This window comes from Streptomyces sp. AC550_RSS872 (assembly GCF_019049285.1).
Classification (GTDB): Bacteria; Actinomycetota; Actinomycetes; order Streptomycetales; family Streptomycetaceae; genus Streptomyces.
The window spans coordinates 86,860-110,554 of the sequence record NZ_JAGMUL010000005.1; the positions used below are offsets into that span (position 1 = coordinate 86,860).

Sequence of the window (23,695 nt, forward strand, 5' to 3'; positions counted from 1 at the left end):
GTTACTGGATCACCACCTTGACGACGCCGGTGAGGGCGATCTGGGCGAGGGAGAGGGGGACGAGGAGGGTCCAGGAGAGCTTCTGGAGCTGGTCCTCGCGCAGTCGGGGATAGGTGACGCGGAGCCAGATCACGATGAAGGCGAGGACGGCCGTCTTCAGCAGGGTCCAGACCCAGCCGAGGCCGTCGGCGCCCCAGGGGCCGTGCCAGCCGCCCAGGAAGAGGACGGTGGTCAGGCCGCACAGGACGACGATCCCGGCGTATTCGGCGAGGAGGAAGAGAGCGAAACGGAGGCCGGTGTACTCCGTGTAGGCGCCGAAGATGATCTCCGAGTCGGCGACGGGCATGTCGAAGGGCGGGCGTTGGAGCTCGGCCAGTCCGGCGACGAAGAAGACGATCGCGCCGACGATCTGCCAGGGCAGCCACCACCACTCGAAGGCGTCGAGGATGCCGGGGAGAGAGACGGTGCCGGCCGCCATCGCCACGGAGGCGGCGGTCAGCAGCATCGGGAGTTCGTAGGCCAGGAGCTGAGCGGCGGTGCGGAGGCCGCCGAGGAGGGAGAACTTGTTGGCGGAGGCCCAGCCGGCCATGAGCGAGCCAAGGACGCCGACGCCCATGACTGCCAGGACGAAGAAGATGCCCGCGTCGATGACCTCACCGACCGCGCCCTCGCCCGGGCCGATCGGGATGGCGAGGAGGACCAGCAGATAGGGAAGGAGGGCCACTGCGGGGGCGAGCTGGAAGATACGGCGGTCCGCGCCTGCCGGGACGACGTCCTCCTTCTGCGCGAACTTCACGCCGTCGGCGACGAGCTGGGCCCACCCGTGGAAGCCACCCGCGTACATCGGGCCGAGACGGCCCTGCATATGGGCCATGACCTTGTGTTCGGTCTGGCCGATGAGCAGGGGGAACGTGAGGAAGACGACGAAGACGATCAGGAGTCGCAGGGTGACGTCCAGCGCGTCGTTCACTGCGGGCCTCCTGCGGGGTCGGTGCGGTCGTCGGCGGGGTCGTCGGCGGAGTCTGTGGGGTCCTCGTTCTCGGCGGGGGCGGCCTGAGGCTCGTCGGGCTCGGGTTGGGCGGGCTGGTCGGGGCGCGACGTGGGCTGCTCAGGGGCCGACCCGGGCTGCTGTGGCTCGGGCTCGTCGAAGGCGGGGCGGGCGTGGTGCCAGGGGGCGTCCGGGCTTCGGGGGGCCTTGGGAGTCGGAGGAGCCGAGGGGGCCGTCTCGGGTGACGCCGCGTCGGAAGCGGGCCGCTGGCTTGCGGAGCCGTCCGAGGCGCTGCGGGATCGGCGGGGACCGGACGGGGCCGTGCCCGTTCCCGGGCGCTGCGATGCCGAGCCTTCGCCGGCGCTGCGCGCGCGCCGGACCGGCGGGGCGGTGGTCGCGGCCGGCTCCTGCCCCTCCCCCGTTCCCTCGGTCGTCGCGTCCGCCGATGTCTCGGTCCGCTGGCTCGCCGAGCCCTCGCCGACGGTCCGCGAACGCCGAGGTGTGGTCGGCGTACCGGTGCCCGTCGGGGGCGCGGTCGTCTCCGGTGAGGGTTCGGCTGCTCCCGCAGCGGACGTCTGGCCGGGCGAACCGTCTGCGGCCGGAACGGCTGCCTGCTGACCGGCCGGGCCCTGCTGGCTGGCCGAGCCTTCCGCCGCCGTGCGCGCCCGTCGAGGTGTCCCCGCCGCGCCTGTGGCCGCAGCCCCGCCCGTGGTCGAGGGGTCCGGCCGGCTCGCCGAGCCCTCTGCGGCCGTGCGCGTTCGTCGGACCGGACGGTCTCCCGCCGCGCGTGCCGGGCGCTCGCCCGCCGCGCGTCCCGCGCCCCTGGCCGGGCGGGCCGGGGCAGCGGGGAGCTGGCCTTTGAGGGGGCCCCATTCGTTGGGGTCGGGGACGCCGGGGGGCAGCATCTGGCGGCGCTTCGGGCCGCCGTGTTCGGACTCGCCGGGTTCCTTGGCGCCGGGCCAGGCCTTGGCGACTCGGGCTGCCAGAACGAAGTCCTTACGGAGGGGGTGGCCCTCGAAGTTGTCCGGGAGGAGGAGGTGGTCCAGGGCAGGGTGGTCGGCGAACAGGACGCCGAACATTTCGTGTGTCTCGCGTTCGTGCCAGGCGGCGCCCGCGTACACGCCGACCGCCGTGGGCAGCGTCGGTGCCTCGTGCGGGACCGTCGTGCGGACCAGCAGGCGTCGTACCGGAGACAGGGCCGCGACATGGGCGGCGACGCGGAAGCCGGTGCCGGGTTCGTCGACCGCGCTCAGCCAGTCGAAGTAGGTGCAGCCCAGTTCGTCGCGGGCTGTCTTCAGGGCCGTGATCCAGGACGCCGGGGGTACGTCGACCGTAAGGACGTCGTACGACTCCTCGGCGGTGGCCTCCGGGCCGAAGAGGTCCTCGACGGGGGCGGGCAGCCAGCCGGTCGTCGTCATCGGTCGGCCTCCCCCGCGTCCGGACCACTCACGCCACCTGAACCCGGCGCCTCAGGAGCGCTGACCAGACCGCTCTGGAGCGCCGCCGTGGAGGGGCGCGCCGTCCCGCTGCCGTACCGCTCCCCCAGCGACTCCCGGGCGATCTTCTCCTGGAGTTTCAGGATTCCCTGGAGCAGTGCTTCGGGGCGGGGCGGGCAGCCGGGGACGTACACGTCCACCGGGATGATCTGGTCGACACCCTTGGTGACGGAGTAGGAGTCCCAGTACGGGCCGCCGCAGTTGGAGCAGGCGCCGAAGGAGATGACGTACTTCGGCTCGGGCATCTGTTCGTACAGGCGTTTCACGGCCGGGGCCATCTTGTCCGTGACCGTGCCGGAGACGACCATCAGGTCGGCCTGGCGCGGGCCCGGTGCGAACGGGATCACGCCGAGGCGGATGAAGTCGTGGCGGGCCATCGACGCGGCGATGAACTCGATCGCGCAGCAGGCGAGGCCGAAGTTGAAGACCCAGAGCGAGTAGCGGCGGCCCCAGTTGAGGATCACCTTCATCGGCTCGGGAGCGAGGCGGGCCAGTGCGCCCAGCCGCTTCGGCTCCGGGAGCAGAACGGGCTGCTCGTTGGTGTCTGGCGTCACGTCCATGCCAGGACGCCCTTCTTGTATGCGTAGAGCAGGCCCACGGCCAGGAAGCCGAGGAAGATGAACATCTCGACGAGCGTGGTCGCGCCGTAGCCCGGGTCGGCGAAGACCGTGGCCCAGGGGAACAGGAAGATCGAGTCGATGGCGAAGATCACGTACAGGAAGGCGTAGACGTAGTAGCGGACCTGGGTGTGGGCCCAGCCCTCGCCGACGGGGTCGACGCCGCACTCGTACGTCAGGAGCTTCTCGGGTGTGGGGACCACGGGACGCAGCAGGCGGCCCGCCCCGAAGGCGACGGCGACGAACAGCACGCCGACGACGGCCAGCAGTCCGACGACCGAGTAGGACTGGAAGTAGTCCGCCGCCACGACGACGGTCAGTTCCGACACGTCCGCCCCTCGCTCCCTGACCTCGTCACCGATGCCTCAGGACCAGTGTCCTGCGACTGGCGATCCAGTGAACACTGCCGTTTCCGGTGAGTACTGCTGTTTCCGGTGAACACCGCTGTTCGACGATCTGTACGCACGGGAGTCTAGGCCCTGCTAAAGAGACCGTAAGCAGCCCGTCACGCGTTGAGATCCCGTCGAGACCCATCGGGATACGACGGTCCGGTGCCTGGGCGGGTCGGGGGGTGGGGATTTCCCCCGTAGACGACGGCAGTCCGCCTCATGGCGCCGCGGCGCACCGCGCGGCACGCTAGCCCATATGACCGAACGCCCCAGCCCTTCGCGGGACGCCTCCGGGCGGTCCGACGGCGACCAGCCGCCGCTGCCCCCCGCCCGTTTCGCCTACGACCGCCACACCTGGAAGGAGATCGCGCACCTCCTGGCGAACCTTCCGTTGTCGCTGCTCGGTTTCACCTACGTCGTGACGGTGCTGTTCACCGGTGCCTTCCTGACCTTGACGGTGATCGGGTTCCCGCTGCTCGCGGCCGGGCTGGTGGGCGCGCGGCAGCTGGGCAAGCTGGAGCGGGCACGCGCGCGTGCGTTGCTCGGGGTGCGGATGGACGAGCCGAGTCCGTTGCCGTTGCGCGGCGGCAAGGACGGGTTCTTCCCGCAGCTGTGGCTGGCGCTGAAGGACCCGGTGGGCTGGCGCACGATCCTGTACGAATTCATCCGGCTGCCCTGGGGCGTCCTCACCTTCGCCATCACGCTGACCTCGCTGTTCGTGCTGTGGCCGGTGCTGCCGTTCATCGCGCGGGGCCTGACGAACGCGGACCGGGCGATGGTGCGCGGCCTGCTGTCGCCCTCCGACGAGCTGGAGCGCCGGATCGCCGAGCTGGAGTCGGACCGGGGGGTCGTCGTGGATACGGCGGCCGCGGATCTGCGGCGCATCGAGCGCGATCTGCACGACGGCGCGCAGGCCCGCCTGGTCAACCTGGCCATGGGGCTGGGCCTGGCCAAGGAGAAGCTGCTGGAGGATCCGGACGCGGCGGCGACGATGGTCGCGGAGGCCCACGGCGAGGTGAAGCTGGCGCTTCAGGAGCTACGGGATCTGGCCCGGGGCATCCATCCGGCCGTGCTGACCGACCGCGGCCTGGATGCCGCCCTGTCGGCGGTGGCCTCGCGCTGCACGGTGCCGGTGAAGGTGACCGTCGACCTGCTGTCCAGACCGGCGGCGGCCATCGAGGGCATCGCCTACTTCACCGTCTCCGAGCTCTTGCAGAACATCAGCAAGCACAGTGGGGCGAAGTCGGCGTCGGTGGATGTCTGGCGGTCGGACGAACGGCTGCTCATCCAGGTGTGGGACGACGGCCGTGGCGGCGCGCGCCTCGACGGCGGCACGGGCATGCGCGGGCTCGCCGACCGGCTGGACGCCGTGGACGGCCTGTTCGTCATCGAGTCACCGCAGGGCGGTCCGACGACCGTGACGGCGGAACTGCCCTGGCGGGACCGCATCCCCGGGCAGGGGTAGCCGGGACGAGGGCAGGGCCCGGTCAGGGGTAGGGAAAACCCCCCGTTCGAGACGCCGACGGCCTCCATGGTCCACGGACCTGCGGTCGACCAGGGTGGAGATACGACGGCACAGCCCCGGCGGCGGGGCTGACGGGACGAGGAGAACGGACGACGCCGATGGCCACGGAGTACGGACAGGGCTACGGGCACGGGCTCGGTTACGCCGAGCGCGGCCTTCCCGAGCACGGCGGCGAGCGACGGCATCGGCTGCCGGCCGGGCTGCGGGCGCCGTTCGAGGCACGCAGCTGGCGGGAGTTCTCGTATGTGCTGCTGGGTCTTCCGATCAGCATCCTGCTGTTCGTGTACGCCATCACGATGGTGTCGCTGGGCGCGGGCCTGCTGGTGACGTTCCTCGGCATCCCGGTGCTGGCGGCGGGGCTGGCCGGCTGCCGTGGCTTCGGGGTGCTGGAGCGGGCACGCGCGCGTGCGCTGCTGAAGCTGGAGGTGGCGGATCCGGAGCCGCTGCGGATGCGCCGGAGCGGCTTCATGGCCTGGATGGGGGCCGTGCTGAAGAGCGGGACGTCGTGGCGGGCCCTGCTGTACGCGGTGCTGCACTTCCCGTGGGCGGTGTTCTCCTTCGTCGTCGCGCTGAACGTGTGGGTGTACGGCTGGGCGCTGCTGACCTATCCGCTGTGGTTCTGGGCCTTGCCGGTGTCGGCCGGTCAGGACGGCATTCAGGTGTACGGCGACGAGACGCGCCAGATCTACCTCGACAACCCCTTCGAGATCACGGTCACCGCGCTGGTGGGCCTGCTGTTCACGCTGGCCACGCCCTGGATCGTGCGGGCCTTGACGATGGTGGACCGGGTGCTGGTGCACGGCCTGCTCGGGCCGTCGCGGCTTGCCACACGCGTGGTGGAGCTGGAGTCGGACCGCGGTGTCGTCGTCGACACGGCCGCCGCCGACCTGCGGCGCATCGAGCGCGACCTGCACGACGGCGCCCAGGCCCGCCTGGTGGCCCTGGCCATGGATCTCGGACTCGCGAAGGAGAAGCTCGCTGAGGACCCCGGGGCGGCGGCGCGCATGGTCGACGAGGCACACGGCGAGGTGAAGACGGCGTTGCAAGAGCTGCGGGATCTGGCACGCGGCATCCATCCGGCGGTCCTGACCGACCGGGGTCTTGACGCGGCTCTGTCGGCGGTGGCCTCGCGGTGCGCGGTGCCGGTGGAGGTCCAGGTGGATCTGGAGGATCGGCCCGTGCCGGCGATCGAGGGGATCGCCTACTTCACGGTGTCGGAGCTGCTCCAGAACATCAGCAAGCACTCGCGGGCGACGTGGGCGGCCGTGGACGTGTGGCGGGTGGAGAACCGGCTGATGTTGCAGGTCGTGGACAACGGGGTCGGTGGCGCGGGCACCTCCGGCGGCTCGGGGCTGTCGGGGCTGGCCGAGCGGCTGGACGCGGTCGACGGGATCCTGGTGGTCGACTCGCCGGTCGGCGGGCCCACCAGGGTGACGGCTGAGCTTCCCTGGCGGACCGTGTAGTTCGGAGGGTGCCGTTCGGGGTGCTGTTCGGGGGTGCCCTTCGGCATCCCACCGACACAGGGATCCGGCTCCGGTTGGTTCGGGGCCGGATTTCCGTGTGGCAGCAAACACGCGTTGACAGCAAGCACGCCTTGGCCGCAGACACACCCCGAGTCCCGTCACGTCGTTCGCATGCAGTTATCCACAGGCCCGGTGCGGAAGAGCCGATCGCGGGATACTGAGGGCGCGAAGGACGACAGGGCCGGGACACGCTCGGCCGAATGCCAAGGCACACGGGGGGCCGGGGACGTGGAGGACAGGGTGCGGGTGGTCATCGCCGAGGATTCGGTGCTGCTCAGGGAGGGACTGACCCGGCTTTTGACCGACCGTGGGCACGAGGTCGTGGCGGGCGTCGGAGACGGCGACGCGCTGATCAAGACCATCACCGAGCTGGACGGACAGGGCGAGCTGCCGGACGTGGTGGTGGCGGACGTGAGAATGCCGCCGACGCACACCGACGAAGGAGTAAGGGCTGCCGTCCAGCTGCGCAAGTCGCACCCCGGGCTGGGGGTACTCGTACTGTCGCAGTACGTGGAGGAGCGGTACGCCACGGAACTGCTGGCCGGGTCCAGCCGCGGAGTCGGCTATCTGCTCAAGGACCGCGTGGCGGAGGTTCGGGAGTTCGTGGACGCGGTCGTGCGGGTGGCCCGAGGGGGTACGGCGCTCGACCCGGAGGTCGTCGCCCAGCTGCTGGGCCGCAGCCGTAAGCAGGACGTCCTCGCGGGGCTCACGCCGCGTGAGCGGGAGGTCCTGGGACTCATGGCCGAGGGGCGGACCAACTCTGCCATCGCCCGGCAGCTGGTGGTGAGCGACGGAGCGGTCGAGAAGCACGTCAGCAACATCTTTCTGAAGCTCGGGCTGTCGCAGAGCGACGGGGACCACCGGCGGGTTCTGGCGGTCCTCACCTATCTCAACTCCTAACGATCTGACACCGTGTCAGAAAGCCCGGATCTGCCGAGCTTGCGGACCAGAACCAAAGAACGCGCGGGGAGCGTCTTCAAAAAAGCGCCGGGGGGGCGTGTAAATCAAGACAATTCCTGGTGGCGCACCACCTGAAATCCACGTCCGTCATGCGAATGGCCCAGGGAGAGCGACCTTTGCAGACGTAGGGTTGATCCTGGGAAGGCTTGCGGGAAGGCCGTGCCCAGACGCCGCCTCAAGGGAGGTCCAGTTCAGTGACCAGCCAGGTCAGTAGCCCAGCGGAGCAGGCTGACGAAGCCGTCGTGGGAGAGCAGCGCAAACCGGCAGGGACGAAGGACGTCCGCCGGCTGGACCGGGTGATCATTCGTTTCGCGGGGGACTCCGGCGACGGAATGCAGCTCACCGGCGACCGTTTCACCTCGGAAACGGCGACCTTCGGCAACGATCTGTCGACGTTGCCGAACTTCCCGGCCGAGATCCGGGCCCCCGCAGGCACCCTGCCGGGCGTGTCCTCCTTCCAGCTGCACTTCGCCGACCACGACATCCTCACTCCGGGCGACGCTCCGAACGTGCTGGTCGCGATGAACCCGGCGGCTCTGAAGGCCAACATCGCCGATCTGCCGCGGGGCGCGGAGATCATCGTCAACACGGACGAGTTCACCAAACGGGCGATGCAGAAGGTGGGCTACGACTCCTCGCCGCTGGAGGACGGCTCGCTCGACGGGTACAGCCTCCATCCGGTGCCGCTGACGACCCTGACGGTCGAGGCACTGAAGGACTTCGACCTCACCCGCAAGGAGGCCGAGCGCAGCAAGAACATGTTCGCGCTGGGCCTGCTGAGCTGGATGTACCACCGGCCGACCGAGGGCACGGAGAAGTTCCTGACCTCGAAGTTCGCCAAGAAGCCGGATATCGCGGCCGCCAACATCGCCGCCTTCCGCGCGGGCTGGAACTTCGGCGAGACGACCGAGGACTTCGCCGTCTCCTACGAGATCGCCCCGGCGACGAAGGCCTTCCCCGTCGGCACCTATCGCAACATCTCCGGGAACCTCGCCCTGTCCTACGGACTGGTCGCCGCGTCCCGCCAGGCGGACCTGCCGCTGTATCTGGGCTCGTATCCGATCACCCCGGCCTCCGACATCCTGCACGAGCTGAGCAAGCACAAGAACTTCGGCGTACGGACCTTCCAGGCCGAGGACGAGATCGCCGGTATCGGCGCGGCGCTGGGTGCGGCCTTCGGCGGTTCGCTGGCGGTGACCACGACCTCCGGCCCCGGTGTGGCGCTGAAGTCGGAGACGATCGGCCTGGCGGTGTCGCTGGAGCTGCCGCTGCTGGTGATCGACATCCAGCGCGGCGGACCCTCGACAGGGCTGCCGACCAAGACGGAGCAGGCGGACCTGTTGCAGGCCATGTTCGGCCGCAACGGCGAGGCGCCGGTGCCGATCGTCGCGCCGTGCACCCCGGCCGACTGCTTCGACGCGGCTCTGGAGGCGGCGCGGATCGCGCTCACGTACCGCACTCCGGTGATGCTGCTGTCGGACGGCTATCTGGCCAACGGCTCGGAGCCCTGGCGGATCCCGGAGCTGGACGAGCTGCCGGACCTGACCGTGCAGTTCGCGCAGGGTCCGAACCACACCCTTCAGGACGGCAGCGAGGTCTTCTGGCCGTACAAGCGCGACCCGCAGACCCTCGCCCGGCCGTGGGCGATCCCTGGCACCCCGGGCCTGGAGCACCGGATCGGCGGCATCGAGAAGGAGGACGGCACGGGCAACATCTCGTACGCCCCGGCCAACCACGACTTCATGGTCCGCACCCGCCAGGCCAAGATCGACGGCATCGAGGTACCGGACCTGGAGGTCGACGACCCGCACGAGGCGACGACGCTGGTGCTGGGCTGGGGATCGACGTACGGCCCGATCACGGCCGCGGTCCGGCGGCTGCGCAACGCCGGCGAGTCGATCGCGCAGGCGCATCTGCGCCATCTGAACCCGTTCCCGCGCAACCTGGGCGTGGTACTCGGACGTTACGAGAAGGTGGTGATCCCCGAGATGAACCTCGGCCAGCTCGCCACCCTGATCCGGGCGAAGTACCTGGTGGACGCCCACTCGTACAACCAGGTCAACGGCATGCCGTTCAAGGCGGAACAGCTCGCCAAGGCGCTCAAGGAGGCCATCGATGGCTGAGACGTCCACGGAAGGCACGGGCACGATCGAGGCACTCTCGCTCGTCCCCAAGGCCGAGGCCCGCCAGTCCATGAAGGACTTCAAGTCCGATCAGGAAGTGCGCTGGTGCCCCGGCTGCGGTGACTACGCGATCCTGGCCGCGGTCCAGGGCTTCATGCCGGAGCTGGGCCTGGCCAAGGAGAACATCGTCTTCGTCTCCGGCATCGGCTGTTCGTCCCGCTTCCCGTACTACATGAACACCTACGGGATGCACTCCATCCACGGCCGCGCGCCCGCCATCGCGACGGGCCTCGCCACCTCGCGGCGGGACCTGAGCGTGTGGGTGGTGACCGGCGACGGTGACGCGCTGTCGATCGGCGGCAACCACCTGATCCACTCCCTGCGCCGCAACGTCAACCTCAAGATCCTGCTGTTCAACAACCGGATCTACGGTCTGACGAAGGGCCAGTACTCTCCCACCTCCGAGGTCGGCAAGATCACGAAGTCGACGCCGATGGGGTCGCTGGACGCCCCCTTCAACCCGGTGTCGCTGGCGATCGGCGCGGAGGCGTCCTTCGTGGCGCGCACGATCGACTCGGACCGCAAGCACCTCACCCAGGTGCTGCGCGAGGCGGCGGCCCACAAGGGCACGGCGCTGATCGAGATCTACCAGAACTGCAACATCTTCAACGACGGCGCCTTCGAGGCCCTCAAAGACAAGCAGCAGGCCGAGGAGGCGGTGATCCGGCTGGAGCACGGGCAGCCGATCCGCTTCGGCGCGGACAGGGCGCGCGGCGTCGTACGGGATGCGCAGACCGGTGACCTGAAGGTCGTCACCGTGACCCCGGAGAACGAGTCGCAGGTCCTGGTTCACGACGCCCACTCCGCGTCCCCGACCACCGCGTTCGCCCTCTCCCGCCTGGCCGACCCGGACACCCTGCACCACACGCCGGTCGGCGTGTTCCGCTCGGTGGAGCGTCCGGTGTACGACACCCAGATGGCCGACCAGCTGGACACGGCGATCGAGCAGAACGGCAAGGGGGATCTGGGCGCGCTGCTGGCGGGTGGGGACACCTGGACGGTGGTGGGCTGACCGGCCCGTTCGGACATGGTTGAGGGCCCGGTGCCGTACGGCACCGGGCCCTCAACCATGTCCGGCCCAGCCTTTCAGCCGCGCGAGTCGACCTTGCGTGCGTCGTACGCCTGCCGCGCCTTCTCGACGTCTCCCATCCGCTCGCTGGTCCACAGCGCCAACCCGCGCACCTGTTCGGCCGCCTCGCGGCCCAGGTCGGTCAGGGAGTAGTCGACCCTCGGGGGGATCACCGGTTTCGCGTCGCGGTGGACCAGACCGTCACGTTCCAGGGTCTGGAGGGTCTGCGTGAGCATCTTCTCGCTGACGCGGCCGATCGTGCGGCGCAGTTCGCTGAAGCGGTAGGGGCGCTCCAGCAGCTCGATCAGGACGAGGACACCCCAACGGCTGGTGACGTGCTCCAGGACCAGGCGGTAGGGGCACATCGCCTCGCCGATGTCGTACTTGCTCGTCGCTGCATCTGCCACGGGACTTACTGCCATGCCAGTACCTTACCTCAAAGTGGGTACTTTCGAAGAGTTAGCGCATCCCCTAGGGTTAGCGGCAGCACCAACGCATCCCACAAGGAGTTCTGATCATGAGCATCGTCGTCACCGGAGCCACCGGACACCTGGGCCGCCATGTCGTGGAGCAGCTGCTGGAGAAGGTTCCGGCCGACCAGGTCACCGCCGTCGTCCGCACCCCCGAGAAGGTCGCCCACCTCGCCGAGCGCGGCGTGAAGATCGCCACCGCCGACTACAACGCCCCCGAGACCTTCGACGGACTGTTCGCGGCCGGCGACAAGGTGCTGCTCATATCCGGCAACGAGTTCGACAAGGGCCGCGTCGGCCAGCACCAGGTCGTCATCAACGCCGCCAAGGCCGCCGACGTGGCGCTGCTCGCCTACACCAGCGCCCCCGGCACCCTCACGGCCGCCCTCGCCGACGACCACCGGGGCACCGAGAAGGCGCTCCTGGAGTCCGGTCTGCCCTACGCGCTGCTGCGCAACGGCTGGTACCACGAGAACTACACCGAGAACCTCGCCCCGGTCCTCGAGTACAACGCGGTCACCCACGCCGCCGGCGAGGGCCGCGTCTCCTCCGCCTCCCGCGCCGACTACGCGGCCGCCGCCGTCGCCGTGCTGACCGGCGAGGGGCACGAGAACCAGACGTACGAGCTGGGCGGCGACGTCGCATGGAGCTTCGCCGAGTACGCCGCCGAGCTGAGCCGGCAGACCGGCAAGGAGATCGCCAACAACGCCGTCTCCGTCGAGGCCTTCGCCGGGATCCTGACCGGCGCCGGGCTCCCCGAGCCGCTCGCCGCGATCCTCGCCGGCGTGGACGCCTCCGTCGAGAAGGGCGAGCTGGTCGTCGACAGCGGGGACCTGTCCCGCCTGAGCGGCCGCCCGACCACGCCGCTCGCCGACGCCATCGCAGCCGCGCTCAAGGGCTGACACCCGCCCCCCCCCGCCCCGCACACCGGCCCGGGCCCCCGCGTGTCATGACCGTATGGCGATACGGACATGACACGCGAGGGTGTTCGGCGTTACCTTCGTGCAGGCCGCCATGCGGGCGCGGCCGGGGTGCGCGAAGGAGGGGCCCGTGAGCGGGAAGTCGCAGGGTGAGCGGCGTACAGGACTGCTGAACGGCTTCGCGGCGTATGGGATGTGGGGGCTCGTTCCCCTCTTCTGGCCTCTGCTGAAGCCCGCCGGTGCGGTCGAGATCCTCGCGCACCGGATGACCTGGTCCCTCGTCTTCGTGGCGGTGGCGCTGGCCTTCGTACGGCGCTGGGCCTGGGCGGGCGAGCTGATACGGCAGCCGCGGCGGCTGGCGCTGGTCGCCGTGGCCGCGGCCGTGATCACCGTCAACTGGGGCGTCTACATCTGGTCCGTGAACTCGGGCCATGTGGTGGAGGCGTCGCTCGGGTACTTCATCAATCCGCTCGTCACCATCGCGATGGGCGTGCTGCTGCTGAAGGAGCGGTTGCGGCCGGTGCAGTGGGCGGCGGTCGGCGTCGGGTTCGCCGCGGTGATCGTGCTGACCGTCGGGTACGGCCGGCCACCGTGGATCTCGCTCACTCTCGCCTTCTCCTTCGCCACGTACGGGCTGGTCAAGAAGAAGGTCAACCTCGGCGGCATCGAGTCGCTGGCCGCGGAGACCGCGATCCAGTTCCTGCCCGCCGCGGGGTACCTCGTGTGGCTGACGGCCCACGGGGAGTCGACGTTCACCTCGCAGGGAGCCGGCCACGCGGCGCTGCTCGCGGCCACCGGTGTCGTCACCGCGCTGCCGCTCGTCTGCTTCGGCGCGGCCGCGATACGGGTGCCGCTGTCGACGCTGGGGCTGCTCCAGTACCTGGCGCCGGTCTTCCAGTTCCTGCTCGGCGTCCTGTACTTCCACGAGGCGATGCCGGCCGAGCGGTGGGCCGGGTTCGCGCTGGTGTGGCTGGCGCTGACGCTGCTCACGGCCGACGCGTGGCGCTCCGCGCGGCGGAGCAGGCTGGCGGAGTTCAGCGTGCCGAGGGTCGAGAAGCCGGTCTCCGCCGCGGTGGACGTCTGACCTGAGGGCTGCCACCCCAGACCCCCGCTTCGGCCCTGAACGGGCCTCGTCCTCAAACGCCGGACGGGCTGAATGCAGCCGAACCCGGCGATTCCTCGTTGCGGCCCACTCTCCCCGCCTCTATGAGTGGTCGCATGACACAGGCACCCGAATCCACGCCCACCCCCGCACCCCTGCACTGGAAGCTCGTCATCGACTCCGCCGACCCGCAGTCCCAGGCCGTCTTCTGGGCCGCCGCGCTGCGCTACGAGATCGAGGACAACAACGCCCTCATCGAGCGGCTCCTGGAACTCGGCGTGCTGCCGCGCGAGGACGTCGTCGAGTTCCAGGCCCGTCTCGCCTTCCGGGACCTGGTGGCCGTACGGCATCCGGACGACCCGTACGACAAGGACAGCGGCACCGGGCTGGGGCGGCGCCTGCTGTTCCAGCGGGTGCCGGAGGCGAAGAGCGTCAAGAACCGGCTCCATCTCGATCTGCATGCGGTGGCCGGGGAGCGCGAGGCCGAGGTCGAGCGGCTGCGGGGGCTGGGAGCGAGTGTGCTGCGGCATGTGAAGGAGCCGGGCGGGGAGTGGGCGGTGATGGCGGACCCGGAGGGGAACGAGTTCTGCGTGCAGTGAGGGTTTTCCCTATTCCGAACTCCGAGTCCGAAGAGCGCTCTTGACGGAGAGTCAGGCTACCCCGACCATCCAGGCACCCCATTCACTGAGGAATCCCTGTGATTCCCAAGGAATTCGGAGCCCCCACATGAAGCTCTCCGTCTCCTGGCGTGCGTCGGCGGCCGCCGCAGTAGCGGCCGCCACGCTTCTGACCAGCGGATCCATAGCCGGCGCGGCACCCGAGGCCGATGTCGAGGCGGCCGCCGCGCCCGACATACCCGTGGCGAACGTGAAGGCCCACCTCACCCAGTTCCAGTCCATAGCCACGGCCAACGGCGGCAACCGCGCCCACGGCCGCCCCGGCTACAAGGCCTCCCTCGACTATGTGAAGGCCAAGCTGGACGCCGCCGGGTACACGACGACGATCCAGCAGTTCACGTCCTCCGGCCGCACCGGCTACAACCTGATCGCCGACTGGCCCGGCGGCGACACCAACCAGGTCGTCATGGCCGGCTCGCATCTCGACAGCGTCTCCTCCGGCCCCGGCATCAACGACAACGGCTCCGGCTCCGCGGCCGTCCTGGAGACCGCGCTCGCCGTGTCGCGAGCCGGCTACCAGCCCACCAGGCATCTGCGGTTCGCCTGGTGGGGCGCGGAGGAGTTGGGGATCGTCGGCTCCCGCCACTACGTCAACAACCTCTCCTCCACCAACCGCGCGAAGATCAGCGGCTATCTGAACTTCGACATGATCGGCTCGCCCAATCCCGGTTACTTCGTCTACGACGACGACCCCGCGATCGAGAAGACCTTCAAGGACTACTACGCCGGCCTCGGCGTCGCGACCGAGATAGAGACGGAGGGCGACGGCCGCTCCGACCACGCGCCGTTCAAGAGCGCGGGCGTGCCGGTCGGCGGCCTGTTCACCGGAGCGAGCCGCACGAAGACGGCGGCGCAGGTGACCAAGTGGGGCGGCACGGCCGGACAGTCCTTCGACCGCTGCTACCACTCGTCCTGCGACACGACGTCCAACATCAACGACACCGCCCTGAACCGGAACAGCGACGCGGTCGCGTACGCGGTGTGGGAGCTGTCGGAGTAGCAGGGAGGCGAGGCACCGGGCATTTCAAGCGGTGGGCGGTTGGGCCGGCTTGGCGGCTCGGGCGGCGAGACGGTCCATGCGGGCGCGGGCCGACTCCAGCTCCTCGGCCTCCTCGGCGGCCGGGCCGCCCTCCGCCACGAGATCGCTCCACAGACCGAGCAGGTCGCGGCCCAGGGCCAGGCCCAGCGCCGGGTCCCGGACCGCCCGCCACGCCGTGGCCGCGCCGTACAGGCTGCCGTACGCCGCCTCCGCGTCCCGGGTGCGGTGGTGCGTACGGGCCACGTCGAGGCAGAGACCGAAGGCGCGCTCCGGGTCGCCGGCCAGGTAGGCGATGTACGCGGCGAGTTCACGTGTCCGCAGGACCTCGGGGTGCTCCAGCCCCAGCACCGCCGACGCCTGAGCCAGGGTCCGCTCCGCGAGCTCGGTCGCCTCCGCCGTCCGGCCCTCCTTCACGGCCTCGTTGATCCGCGCCATCTCCTCGGCGAAGGGCGAGACATCGGCGGTCGTGGCCGGCTCCGCGTCCCCGAGGACGGCTTCGGCCACGGCGTCGAAGCCGCGCGGCGGGGTGGGCCCGGGGTCGAGGTCGGGGATGGAGGTGGAGACGAGGAGGGGAGCCCGGCGCGGGACGGCTTGCGGCGCCCCGGCTTCCGGTACGGCGCCTTCCGGTACGACGCCTTCCGGTACGGGGCCTTCCGGTCCGGCATCCTTCGGTGCGGCATTCTTCGGTACGGCTTCTGTCGGTACGTCACCCTGCGGTACGTCCGTCGGCTCCGGTCGCGCGTCCATGGGCGGGGGCGGGCCGAACTCCCCGAGCGGCGGCGCGACCGTGCCGGGCACGGCGTCCTGCACCGGCTCGGGTGCCGACCCGGGCAACGCCCGCAGCCGGAAGGTGGGCGAGGCGTCCTGCTCCGGGCCCGGCAGCGGTCGTAGGACCTGCGTGGGCCTGTCCCGATGGGGCGGCGGGTCCTGCGGGAGCGGCGCGGCCGGCGCCTCCGGTACCGCAGGCGCCCCCGGCACCGAGGGCTCCCTCGGCGGAGCCGTCCGCACCGGCTCGGCGGTGAACTGACTGGAGCCGTCCTCCGCCACGCGCAGCGGAACGACGTAACCGATGCGCTCGTCGTGGATCGTGGCGTGCACGGGGTGGCCGCTGGCGACCGCGATGCGCTGGAGGTGGGTCAGCACGGTGCGCTGGATCTCCTCGCCGGGGACACCGGTGACGGGTACACCGCCGATCGACGCACCGGCCCCGCCCGGACCGACGGCAGGCACGCGCACGTCGATCGGCGCGGCCACGGGGGCCGCGGAGGCCGCGGCGCGTTTCTGTTCCCGCTTCATCGCGCGGCTCAGTCGAGACATCGCTTCCCTCACTCGCATGCGCCGGGGAGATTCACGGCCGACGCGTTCGGGTCCCATGGTGCCCCCTCCCGCGGTCGTGTTCCGCTTCCCCGGCGTCAACATCCGGTAGTACAGATCGGACACGTCGTACACGTACGGTCGAGTCTCTCCGGCCGCGCGCGGCGCGGGCGTCACCGGGACGTCACAGACTCGTTCCAGGAGCTTGTGCCACGTCACAGCGTTCTCATGCCTGGCGCGATGATCGATGGCGTGACGAGGGAGGAGTGCGGGCATGCGGAGTGACATGCACGTGCAGCAGGGGCGGTCCGAGCCGGGGCCGGAGATCTGGATCCGCGGGCCGGTGCCCCTGCCCGAGGAGCCCCCGCTCTCCCCTGCCGTCGCCACGCCCCGGCGCTTCTCCTGGGTCGGCGTGCACGGCGGGGCGGGTGTCACCACGCTCGCCACGGTCTACGGCGGCCAGGACTGCGGTCGCCTCTGGCCCGGTCCGTCCGATCCGCGGTCGGTCCTGCTCGTGGCCCGCACACATGCGGCCGGGCTGGCCGCCGCCCTGGGCGCCCTCGAGATCTTCCGGCGCGGTGAGGCTCCGCACGGGCTCGATCTCGACGCCGTCGTCCTGGTCGCGGACGCGCCGGGTCGGCTGCCGCGGCCACTCGCCGAGCGCGTCAAGGTGATCGAGTCGGCCATCGACGTGTACCGGGTGCCGTGGGTGCCCGCTTGGCGGCTCGGCGAGCTGGGTGGACGGCCGCCGCGGGCAGCCGTTGCGCTGGCCCGGCTGACGGGGCGCTCCCGGTGAGTTCGGCGGTCACCTCGGCCACCGAGATCGCCTCGGCCGTACGCTCGCAGACTCTCCACGCCGTCGATGTCGTCACGGCGGCCCTCGAGCGCATCGAGCGGGCCGACCCCGTCCTGTCCGCGTTCATCGAGGTGTGGGGCGAGGAGGCGTTGCGGCGGGCCCGGGACGTGGACGCACGGGTCGGCGCGGGCGAGCGGCTGCCGTTGGCCGGAGTGCCGATCGGGGTCAAGGGACGGCGTGGACTGCGGACGGCGGGCCCGCTGCTCGCGGCGGGCTGCGTGGCGGTCGGGGCGACGTCCGTTCCTGGGCCGGGAACTCCCTGGCAGACCTGGGGACTCGGCCGGTACGGCCGTACGGCCAACCCCTGGCGGCCCGACCGGACGCCGGGCGGCTCCTCGGCCGGGTCCGCGGCGGCGGTGGCGGCGGGGCTGGTGCCGCTCGCGACCGGCAGCGACGGGGCCGGATCGGTGCGGATCCCTGCGGCGTGGTGCGGGGTCGTCGGACTGAAGGCCGGCAACGGACGCTTGCCGTCGGCCGATCCTACGGGGCTCATGGCGCCGGGGGTGTTCGCGCGGTGCGTGGCGGATGTGGCGTCGTACTGGGATGTGATGTCGGGCGGCGGCGGGGCGCGGGACGACTGGGCGCGGGACGGCGGGCTGCCTGGTGCGGGCGCGCATGACGGGCCGGGTGGCGGACATGACAGGTCGGTCGGTGAGCTCCCCAGGTCGGCCGGCGCGGATGACAGGCCGGTCGGCGGACATGACAGGCCCGTCGGCGAACTCCCCAGGTCGATCGGCGCGGATGACAGGCCCTTCGGCGAGCTCCCCAGGCCGGTCGGCGCGGATGACAGGCCGGTCGGCGGGTACACCGCCCCGACCGCCGTGTGGTCCCGCGACCTCGGTTTCGACTCCCCCGACCCGGACGTCGTCGCCGTCGCCCACGCCACGGCCGTACGGCTTGCCGAGGCCGGCGCGATACGGCTCGTACGGCCGCGGACGCCGCTCTGTCTCGACGACCCGGCCCCGGCATGGCTCGCCCTGCGAGTCCCGCGCGCCCAGGGTGCCCAGGGTGCCCAGGGCAGCAACCCCGGCCCCGAGGCGCTCCACGCCCACCGGATCCGGGCCGCGAACGACAGCCGCCTGGCCGACCTGTTCACCGAGACCGAGCTGCTGCTGACGCCGACCACCCCTACCCCGCCGCACGGCCACGACGGTCCCGGCGATCGGTACTCCACCGCGCTGACCTGGGCGTTCAACCTGAGCGGGCATCCGGCGATCAGCATTCCGGCGGGGCTGGACGGCGATGGCTGTCCGGTCGGGCTCCAGTTGGTGGCGGCGCATGGACGGGAGGGCCTGTTGCTCGACGTGGCGCGGGCGGCCGAGTCGGCCGTCGGGCCCTGGACAGTTCCTTGCGTGCGCATATAATGCACAGGCGACTTATTGTCGGACGCCGACCATATGGGGGACCCATGACCCGCCGCTTCCTGTTCCTGCTGGGCAGCAGCCGCAGCGGGGGCAACACCGAAGTACTGGCCCGCAAAGCCGCCGAGCAGCTGGCCGAGGATGTCGAACAGGAGTGGATCAGCCTCGCCGACCACCCGCTGCCGGACTTCGCGGACGTACGCCAGGACGACGCGCTTCCCCCGGCCCCCACCGGGAACGCCGCGCTGCTGCTCGACGCCACACTGGCGGCCACGGACCTGGTGATCGCGTCGCCGCTGTACTGGTACTCGGTGTCCGCCCACACCAAGCGCTACCTGGATGAGTGGGAGAACTGGCTGCGCACTCCCGGCCTCGGTTTCAAGGCGGGGATGGCCGAGCGCACCCTGTGGGGCGTCACCGCGCTCTACCACAGCGAACACGAGGTCGCCGAGCCGCTGATCGGCACCCTCAACAATTCGGCCGCCTACTTCGGCATGCGCTTCGGCGGCGTCCTGCTGGGCAAGGGCGGCCGGATCGACGACGTACTGGACGACACCGCGGCGCTCACCCGCGCCAAGACCTTCTTCGCCCAGGACCCGCCGACCGCCCGCTTCCCGTACCAGGCAGCTTGACCGAATGCCCGGCCGCCTGACCGCATACCGGCTGCCTGACCTGCCCCCGGCCGCCTGACCGGATCCGGCTGACCGAGCGGACACCGGCTGCCCAGGCGGAGCGCTACGCGGTGATGTCCTTCGTCGTGAACCTCGCCCAGGCCGCCGAACCGAACACCGCGGCGTAGAGGGCCTGGATCTCCAGGTTCTTGACGAGGTCGTCCCAGTAGACGGGTTCGCGCATGAGGTCGGCGAAGGACAGCCAGTAGTGGGAGAAGAAGTACGGCTGGAGCGCGTGGAGCTGGGGTATCTGGTCGAGGATCTGGACGGTGATCAGCAGGCCGACGGTCGTCGCCATCGCCGCGATCCCGCTGTTGGTCAGCGTCGAGACGAACAGGCCGAGGGCCGCCACACCGATGAGTGACACGGCGACGACGAGGGCGATCAGCAGGGCTCTGCCGAGGCCCTCCGCAAAGCTGATGCGGGTGCCGGAGATGGTCGTCAGTTCACCCAGCGGGAAGAGCAGCGCGCCGACCGTGAGCGCCGAGAGCGCGACCACGAGGGTGGCCACCAGGCAGAAGGCCATCGTGGTCGCGTACTTGGTGAGGAGCAGTCGGGTGCGGCCGGCGGGGGCGACGAGGAGATAGCGCAGGGTGCCCGCGTTCGCCTCGCCGGCTATCGCGTCGCCCGCGATGACGCCGATCGCCATCGGCAGGAAGAACGGGAGCGTCGCGGCCAGTGCGGTGAAGACCAGGAACAGGCCGTTGTTGGTGATCTGCGAGATGAACGCCGGGCCGCCGCCCTGCGGGCCACCGCCTCCCATCGACGCGCCGTCGCTGGTCTCGATCTTCACGGCGATCCCGACCAGGATCGGCACGGCGGCGAGGACGGCGAGCAGCGCGAGGGTGCGCCAGCGCCGGAAGGTGGTGAGCAGCTCGCTGCGCAGGAGGCCGAAGGTCCACAAAGGGCTGACCTTCCGGGCCGCCCCCTCGCTCGCGCCGCCCTGCCGGAGGACCTCAGCCTGCGACATCGAACCCCTCCCCCGTGAGCGCCACGAACGCGTCCTCCAGGGAAGCCCGTTCGACGCTGAAGCCCCGCACCCGGACCCCGGCGGTCACCAACGCCGCGTTGACGTCGGCGAGATCGCGGTCCGGGGGTTCGGCGGTCACCCGGTCGTCGGTGACGACGACGTCACCGGCACCCTGCTCCTTCAGCACCCGGGCCGCGTCCGCGGCGTCGGGTGTGGTCACGACGAGCCGACCGCGGTTCCCGGCCGCCAGCTCTGCCACCGCGCCCTGGGTGATCAGCCGGCCCTGCGCCATCACGGCCGCATGCGTGCAGACCTGCTCGATCTCGTCGAGGAGGTGGGAGGAGAGGAACACGGTCGTGCCGTCGGACGCCAACTCCCGGATGAGGGCGCGGATCTCGCGCATGCCCTGCGGGTCGAGCCCGTTGGTCGGCTCGTCGAGGACGAGTAGCCGGCGTGGCTGGAGCAGCGCGGCCGCGAGCCCCAGCCGCTGCTTCATGCCGAGCGAGTAGGCCTTGGCCTTCTTGCCCGCGGCGGCCGTCAGGCCCACCCGGTCCAGCGCGGCCGCGACGCGGGTGCGCCGGGTGCGTGGATCGGCGGTCGGGTCGGCGGCGTCGTACCGGACGAGGTTGTCGCGTCCGGAGAGGAAGCCGTACAGGGCGGGTCCCTCGATGAGCGCGCCGACGTGCGGCAGTACGGCGCGCGCTGACCGGGGCATGGGCTGCCCCAGCACACGCGCGCTGCCGGCGGTGGGCTCGATCAGGCCCATGAGCATGCGGATGGTGGTGGTCTTGCCTGAGCCGTTCGGACCGAGGAAACCGAAGACACTGCCCGCCGGGACGGTCAGGTCGAGACCGTCGACGGCGAGTTGCCCGCCGCGGTAGCGCTTGGTGAGCGCCCGGGTGGCGATCACCGTGTCGGCGACGTCGTCGGCCCGGTCGGATCGACCGGCCTGATCGACCTCGCCGGCCTCCGCGGCGGGCAGTTCCTCCATCGGTTCCTCAGGCTCCTCGGGCCCCTAGGGGCACCTCGATCGTGGCGCGTCCGTGCCGTCCGGCCGGCTGTCGGTTCCGGTTCACTTCCCGGAGTCGGCCGCCTTCACGAGCGCGTCCTTGTCGACCGCTCCCACATAGACCTTGCCGTCGTCCGTGATCAGGGCGTTGATCAGGCGGGTCTTGAAGACCGTGCCCGAGCCGAACTTACCCGTGACCTTGTCGCCCAGGGAGTCGAGGAAGCCACCCATGTCCCCGCCGACCTCGGCACCGGAGGGAACACCCTCGCCGCCGGTGTCGAACACGGCCACGGAGTTCCAGCCCTCGCCGATGACCTCGGGGCCGCCCTCGGGCGTCTTACCGACCTTGTCCCCGGACTTCGGGCCGTCGAGTTCCTTGCCGAACTCCTTGCCGAAGTCCTTTCCGAACTCCTTGTCGAGCTCCTTGCGCAGCTCGTCCTCGGACTTGGGGGTGCCGTGCTCGCCGCCCTTCCCCTCCAGCGCGTCCTCCTCGGTGACCTTCGCACCCTTGGGCGGGGTGAAGTCGAAGGTGGAGGCGGCCGGCTTGGCGAAGCTGACCTGGGTGAAGCCGGCGTCGATCACTGCCGCGCCGCCGCTCGACGGGGTCAGCGTGAACTTCAGCGGCATGCCGGTCTCGGCGTCCACGGCCACAGTGATCGCGCCGACCGTGGTCCCGGACTGCTTCGGCTTGATGAGCAGTCGGTACGCGTCCCGGCCCGCGACCTGCGCGGTGCCGTCGACGGTGACGGACGTGGTGTCGTCGACCGCCTTGAGCGCCTCCTCGGCGAAGCCCTTGGGCGTGGCGGGAACGTCTTCCTTCTCCTGCCCGCCCTTCGCCTCCTCGGCGGTGCCGTGGAAGACCTCGTTCGACTTGCTGTCGTAGCCCCAGACGTCCTTGCCGTTGTGGATGAGGCTGTACTCGGAGGCGTTCTCCAGCAGGGAGAGCTTCTGCTTGTTCTCGCCGTCCGCGGCGACGCGCAGCGTGTGCGTGCCGGACGCCAGCTCGGTGAGCTTGGCCGACGGATCGGCGGACGATCCGTCACCCGACCCGGACGCCATGGCACCGGAGGCGAAGCCGGCCCCCAGCCCGCCGAGGTCCGGCAGCCCCAAGTCGGTGCTGATCTTCACGGTGCCGGACAGCCGCTCCACGTCCGACTGCGCGATCTTCTCGATGAGTTGCTCTGCGGTGATCTTCGGCAGGTCCGGGTCGCCCGAGTCGGCGATCGCCGGGACGAGCCCGATCGTCGCCGCCGCGACTCCCACGACCGTCACCGGGACGACGTACCGCGCGGCCTTGCGCCGCCCCGAGGGCAGGTCGTCGACCTCCTTGACCGCGGTCGTACTGTCGTCGGATTCGTACGGTGCCATGTGTGCCTTACCTCCGTCGTCGGCGGCGGCTGTCCTTCTCGTTCGTCGCCCGCGAGTCTTACGACCCCGCACTCGTCCACCCCTGTGCCGCCATTCTCACCCGAATCGGTGAGGAGTGGTGTTGTCCGTGGTTTCCATCTGACCAAATCGGCCAGGGAGATTCGTCAGCCTCCGGAGCCAACTCCGCGTACACCTGGGGTATGACACACGAGGGCGGCGCCTCCCCCGACCCGTAGGGGTAGCCGCCGCCCTCGCGCCGATCAGCCGTTGAGGAACACGTAGTCGGCCCGGTACGGCACCCCGACGATGGCGCCGGGCGCGCAGGAGCCGGCCGGGGCGACGCCGCCGACGGTGTTGAGCCGCAGGATCTCCGCGGTGTCGGCGAGGAGGCCGTGGTGTTTGCCGGACCGGGTGGCCCTCAGATCGAGCTCGGGGATGTTCCCTTCGCCGTTCGGCGTCCTGGAGAGGACGGCCCCGGTCACCGCGCTGCCGTCACGCGCGATCCACTGCGGCGTACCGGAGTTGGGCGCGACGAAGGAGTGCGCGATACGGCCGCCGAGCACGGCACTGACGTCCCGTGGGGCGAAGGCGTACCCGCCGCCCTCGGCCGGCTTGCACTCGTAGATCTGTTCGCCCTTGACGACGGACGCCTGGACGTTGTCGAGCGCGTCCCGGAAGTCGAACGCGGCGACGCTCACCTTGTGCAGCTGTCCCCGGACGGCGCCGCCCGGGAACTCGGCGGTGTGAAGGTTGGCGTAGAAGGAACTCGAGGAACTCGGGTCTGCCTTCAGGGCGTTGAGCAGGACGGCGTCCTTCACGGTGACGGCTCCTACGAGGCGGTGCCCCTGCTCCTGCCGAGGAGGCCGCTGAAGTCGACCTTGATGCCGCCGTTGGTGCCCTTGGGGCCCTGGTGGATGTGAAGGGCGGTCGGCTTGCCGGTGCCGCGCCAGGTGACGGCGACGGACACCTTGTCCCCCTTGACCTTCACGAACTCCAGAGCGGCACCGTCCTTGTCCCCACAGCGGGCCCACCGTCGACGGGCACCTCGTTCGCCCCGCGCAGACTCGCGGCAAGCAGCGCCCCCCCCCGGCACCGCGGTTCACCGCGCCGGCGACACCACCGACGGCGGCCACCGCGACAGCGGTGACGACCGGACTCTTACGGCGCTTCGAGAACGTCGCGTTCATG

General features: G+C 70.7%; 23 protein-coding genes. 12 read left to right on the forward strand and 11 right to left on the reverse strand.

All coding sequences use genetic code 11. From position 1 onward, the window contains the following. Position 1: 1 nt before the first annotated feature. From KUM44_RS01770 to KUM44_RS01785, 4 genes are read right to left on the reverse strand one after another with little or no spacing between them, the layout of a single operon-like run. On the reverse strand, positions 2 to 970 hold the full coding sequence (locus KUM44_RS01770) for a complex I subunit 1 family protein (protein ID WP_062724073.1): 969 nt from the start codon (positions 968 to 970) through the stop codon (positions 2 to 4). Further along, positions 967 to 2,406, reverse strand: a complete 1,440-nt coding sequence (locus KUM44_RS01775) for an NADH-quinone oxidoreductase subunit C (protein WP_217205731.1) — start codon at positions 2,404 to 2,406, stop codon at positions 967 to 969. The genes KUM44_RS01770 and KUM44_RS01775 overlap by 4 nt, the downstream gene beginning before the upstream one ends. Further along, complete coding sequence (locus tag KUM44_RS01780) at positions 2,403 to 3,044, reverse strand: NADH-quinone oxidoreductase subunit B (RefSeq protein ID WP_217205732.1); 642 nt, start codon at positions 3,042 to 3,044, stop codon at positions 2,403 to 2,405. Before KUM44_RS01780 ends, KUM44_RS01775 begins: the two co-directional genes overlap by 4 nt. Continuing rightward, entirely contained in the window at positions 3,035 to 3,430 is a 396-nt protein-coding gene (locus KUM44_RS01785; RefSeq protein ID WP_217205734.1) for an NADH-quinone oxidoreductase subunit A, read from the reverse strand. The genes KUM44_RS01780 and KUM44_RS01785 overlap by 10 nt, the downstream gene beginning before the upstream one ends. Positions 3,431 to 3,746: 316 nt before the next feature. On the opposite strand from KUM44_RS01785, the gene KUM44_RS01790 reads away from it, so the two are divergent. The 5 genes from KUM44_RS01790 (at position 3,747) to KUM44_RS01810 (ending at position 10,693) form a co-directional block, all read left to right on the forward strand. Continuing rightward, positions 3,747 to 4,955, forward strand: coding sequence for a sensor histidine kinase (locus KUM44_RS01790; protein ID WP_217205736.1), 1,209 nt, complete (start codon positions 3,747 to 3,749; stop codon positions 4,953 to 4,955). Positions 4,956 to 5,113: 158 nt separating this feature from the next. Beyond that, entirely contained in the window at positions 5,114 to 6,478 is a 1,365-nt protein-coding gene (locus KUM44_RS01795; RefSeq protein WP_217205738.1) for a sensor histidine kinase, read from the forward strand. Positions 6,479 to 6,778: 300 nt separating this feature from the next. Beyond that, complete coding sequence (locus tag KUM44_RS01800) at positions 6,779 to 7,438, forward strand: response regulator transcription factor (protein ID WP_279616921.1); 660 nt, start codon at positions 6,779 to 6,781, stop codon at positions 7,436 to 7,438. A 254-nt stretch (positions 7,439 to 7,692) separates the two neighbouring features. Beyond that, positions 7,693 to 9,621, forward strand: a complete 1,929-nt coding sequence (locus KUM44_RS01805) for a 2-oxoacid:acceptor oxidoreductase subunit alpha (RefSeq protein ID WP_217205740.1) — start codon at positions 7,693 to 7,695, stop codon at positions 9,619 to 9,621. Next, positions 9,614 to 10,693 carry a 2-oxoacid:ferredoxin oxidoreductase subunit beta gene (locus tag KUM44_RS01810; RefSeq protein WP_217205741.1) on the forward strand — a complete coding sequence of 360 codons (1,080 nt, stop codon included), beginning with the start codon at positions 9,614 to 9,616 and terminating at the stop codon, positions 10,691 to 10,693. Before KUM44_RS01805 ends, KUM44_RS01810 begins: the two co-directional genes overlap by 8 nt. A gap of 74 nt (positions 10,694 to 10,767) precedes the next feature. Here the strand turns inward: KUM44_RS01810 and KUM44_RS01815 are convergent, their stop codons facing one another. After that, positions 10,768 to 11,172, reverse strand: coding sequence for a helix-turn-helix domain-containing protein (locus KUM44_RS01815; RefSeq protein WP_217205743.1), 405 nt, complete (start codon positions 11,170 to 11,172; stop codon positions 10,768 to 10,770). A 95-nt stretch (positions 11,173 to 11,267) separates the two neighbouring features. Here KUM44_RS01815 and KUM44_RS01820 point away from each other — a divergent pair, with 95 nt between their 5' ends. The 4 genes from KUM44_RS01820 to KUM44_RS01835 all read left to right on the forward strand — a co-directional run bounded on the left by KUM44_RS01820 (position 11,268) and on the right by KUM44_RS01835 (position 14,919). Beyond that, positions 11,268 to 12,122: an SDR family oxidoreductase gene (locus KUM44_RS01820; RefSeq protein WP_217205745.1), complete on the forward strand. Its 855-nt coding sequence runs from the start codon at positions 11,268 to 11,270 to the stop codon at positions 12,120 to 12,122. Positions 12,123 to 12,234: 112 nt separating this feature from the next. After that, entirely contained in the window at positions 12,235 to 13,224 is a 990-nt protein-coding gene (rarD, locus tag KUM44_RS01825) for an EamA family transporter RarD (protein ID WP_254388919.1), read from the forward strand. 134 nt (positions 13,225 to 13,358) lie between these two features. Beyond that, a complete protein-coding gene (locus tag KUM44_RS01830) occupies positions 13,359 to 13,841 on the forward strand; it encodes a VOC family protein (RefSeq protein ID WP_217205750.1) in 483 nt (160 codons plus the stop codon). A gap of 127 nt (positions 13,842 to 13,968) precedes the next feature. Further along, positions 13,969 to 14,919, forward strand: a complete 951-nt coding sequence (locus KUM44_RS01835; protein ID WP_217205752.1) for a M28 family metallopeptidase — start codon at positions 13,969 to 13,971, stop codon at positions 14,917 to 14,919. Positions 14,920 to 14,943: 24 nt separating this feature from the next. On the opposite strand, the gene KUM44_RS01840 is transcribed toward KUM44_RS01835, so the two are convergent. Further along, on the reverse strand, positions 14,944 to 16,275 hold the full coding sequence (locus KUM44_RS01840; RefSeq protein WP_217205754.1) for a tetratricopeptide repeat protein: 1,332 nt from the start codon (positions 16,273 to 16,275) through the stop codon (positions 14,944 to 14,946). A 271-nt stretch (positions 16,276 to 16,546) separates the two neighbouring features. On the opposite strand from KUM44_RS01840, the gene KUM44_RS01845 reads away from it, so the two are divergent. From KUM44_RS01845 to KUM44_RS01855, 3 genes are read left to right on the forward strand one after another with little or no spacing between them, the layout of a single operon-like run. Next, complete coding sequence (locus tag KUM44_RS01845) at positions 16,547 to 17,068, forward strand: DUF6668 family protein (protein ID WP_217205756.1); 522 nt, start codon at positions 16,547 to 16,549, stop codon at positions 17,066 to 17,068. Continuing rightward, positions 17,065 to 18,492, forward strand: coding sequence for an amidase (locus tag KUM44_RS01850; protein ID WP_217205758.1), 1,428 nt, complete (start codon positions 17,065 to 17,067; stop codon positions 18,490 to 18,492). The genes KUM44_RS01845 and KUM44_RS01850 overlap by 4 nt, the downstream gene beginning before the upstream one ends. A 44-nt stretch (positions 18,493 to 18,536) precedes the next feature. Further along, positions 18,537 to 19,121, forward strand: coding sequence for a flavodoxin family protein (locus tag KUM44_RS01855; RefSeq protein WP_217205760.1), 585 nt, complete (start codon positions 18,537 to 18,539; stop codon positions 19,119 to 19,121). 103 nt (positions 19,122 to 19,224) lie between these two features. Here KUM44_RS01855 and KUM44_RS01860 read toward each other — a convergent pair whose 3' ends face one another. From KUM44_RS01860 to KUM44_RS44945, 5 genes are all read right to left on the reverse strand, one after another. Then, positions 19,225 to 20,130 carry an ABC transporter permease gene (locus KUM44_RS01860; protein WP_217205762.1) on the reverse strand — a complete coding sequence of 302 codons (906 nt, stop codon included), beginning with the start codon at positions 20,128 to 20,130 and terminating at the stop codon, positions 19,225 to 19,227. After that, positions 20,117 to 21,121: an ABC transporter ATP-binding protein gene (locus KUM44_RS01865; RefSeq protein WP_217205763.1), complete on the reverse strand. Its 1,005-nt coding sequence runs from the start codon at positions 21,119 to 21,121 to the stop codon at positions 20,117 to 20,119. Before KUM44_RS01865 ends, KUM44_RS01860 begins: the two co-directional genes overlap by 14 nt. 81 nt (positions 21,122 to 21,202) lie before the next feature. Continuing rightward, on the reverse strand, positions 21,203 to 22,507 hold the full coding sequence (locus KUM44_RS01870) for a DUF2092 domain-containing protein (RefSeq protein WP_217205764.1): 1,305 nt from the start codon (positions 22,505 to 22,507) through the stop codon (positions 21,203 to 21,205). Positions 22,508 to 22,767: 260 nt separating this feature from the next. Next, positions 22,768 to 23,325: a DUF3455 domain-containing protein gene (locus KUM44_RS01875; protein WP_308402454.1), complete on the reverse strand. Its 558-nt coding sequence runs from the start codon at positions 23,323 to 23,325 to the stop codon at positions 22,768 to 22,770. A gap of 11 nt (positions 23,326 to 23,336) precedes the next feature. After that, a complete protein-coding gene (locus KUM44_RS44945; RefSeq protein ID WP_308402455.1) occupies positions 23,337 to 23,495 on the reverse strand; it encodes a CHRD domain-containing protein in 159 nt (52 codons plus the stop codon). Between the last annotated feature and the right edge of the window lie 200 nt (positions 23,496 to 23,695).

What these genes read in the sequence shown, in the direction of transcription:
- KUM44_RS01835 (WP_217205752.1), top strand. Translation starts at nt 13,969, where the DNA reads ATGAAGCTCTCCGTCTCCTGGCGTGCGTCGGCGGCCGCCGCAGTAGCG.
- KUM44_RS01790 (WP_217205736.1), top strand. Translation starts at nt 3,747, where the DNA reads ATGACCGAACGCCCCAGCCCTTCGCGGGACGCCTCCGGGCGGTCCGAC.
- KUM44_RS01860 (WP_217205762.1), bottom strand. Translation starts at nt 20,130, where the DNA reads ATGTCGCAGGCTGAGGTCCTCCGGCAGGGCGGCGCGAGCGAGGGGGCG.
- KUM44_RS01810 (WP_217205741.1), top strand. Translation starts at nt 9,614, where the DNA reads ATGGCTGAGACGTCCACGGAAGGCACGGGCACGATCGAGGCACTCTCG.
- KUM44_RS01795 (WP_217205738.1), top strand. Translation starts at nt 5,114, where the DNA reads ATGGCCACGGAGTACGGACAGGGCTACGGGCACGGGCTCGGTTACGCC.
- rarD (WP_254388919.1), top strand. Translation starts at nt 12,235, where the DNA reads ATGCGGGCGCGGCCGGGGTGCGCGAAGGAGGGGCCCGTGAGCGGGAAG.
- KUM44_RS01830 (WP_217205750.1), top strand. Translation starts at nt 13,359, where the DNA reads ATGACACAGGCACCCGAATCCACGCCCACCCCCGCACCCCTGCACTGG.
- KUM44_RS01775 (WP_217205731.1), bottom strand. Translation starts at nt 2,406, where the DNA reads ATGACGACGACCGGCTGGCTGCCCGCCCCCGTCGAGGACCTCTTCGGC.
- KUM44_RS01865 (WP_217205763.1), bottom strand. Translation starts at nt 21,121, where the DNA reads ATGGAGGAACTGCCCGCCGCGGAGGCCGGCGAGGTCGATCAGGCCGGT.
- KUM44_RS01815 (WP_217205743.1), bottom strand. Translation starts at nt 11,172, where the DNA reads ATGGCAGTAAGTCCCGTGGCAGATGCAGCGACGAGCAAGTACGACATC.
- KUM44_RS01845 (WP_217205756.1), top strand. Translation starts at nt 16,547, where the DNA reads ATGCGGAGTGACATGCACGTGCAGCAGGGGCGGTCCGAGCCGGGGCCG.
- KUM44_RS01840 (WP_217205754.1), bottom strand. Translation starts at nt 16,275, where the DNA reads ATGTCTCGACTGAGCCGCGCGATGAAGCGGGAACAGAAACGCGCCGCG.
- KUM44_RS01870 (WP_217205764.1), bottom strand. Translation starts at nt 22,507, where the DNA reads ATGGCACCGTACGAATCCGACGACAGTACGACCGCGGTCAAGGAGGTC.
- KUM44_RS01820 (WP_217205745.1), top strand. Translation starts at nt 11,268, where the DNA reads ATGAGCATCGTCGTCACCGGAGCCACCGGACACCTGGGCCGCCATGTC.
- KUM44_RS01855 (WP_217205760.1), top strand. Translation starts at nt 18,537, where the DNA reads ATGACCCGCCGCTTCCTGTTCCTGCTGGGCAGCAGCCGCAGCGGGGGC.
- KUM44_RS01780 (WP_217205732.1), bottom strand. Translation starts at nt 3,044, where the DNA reads ATGGACGTGACGCCAGACACCAACGAGCAGCCCGTTCTGCTCCCGGAG.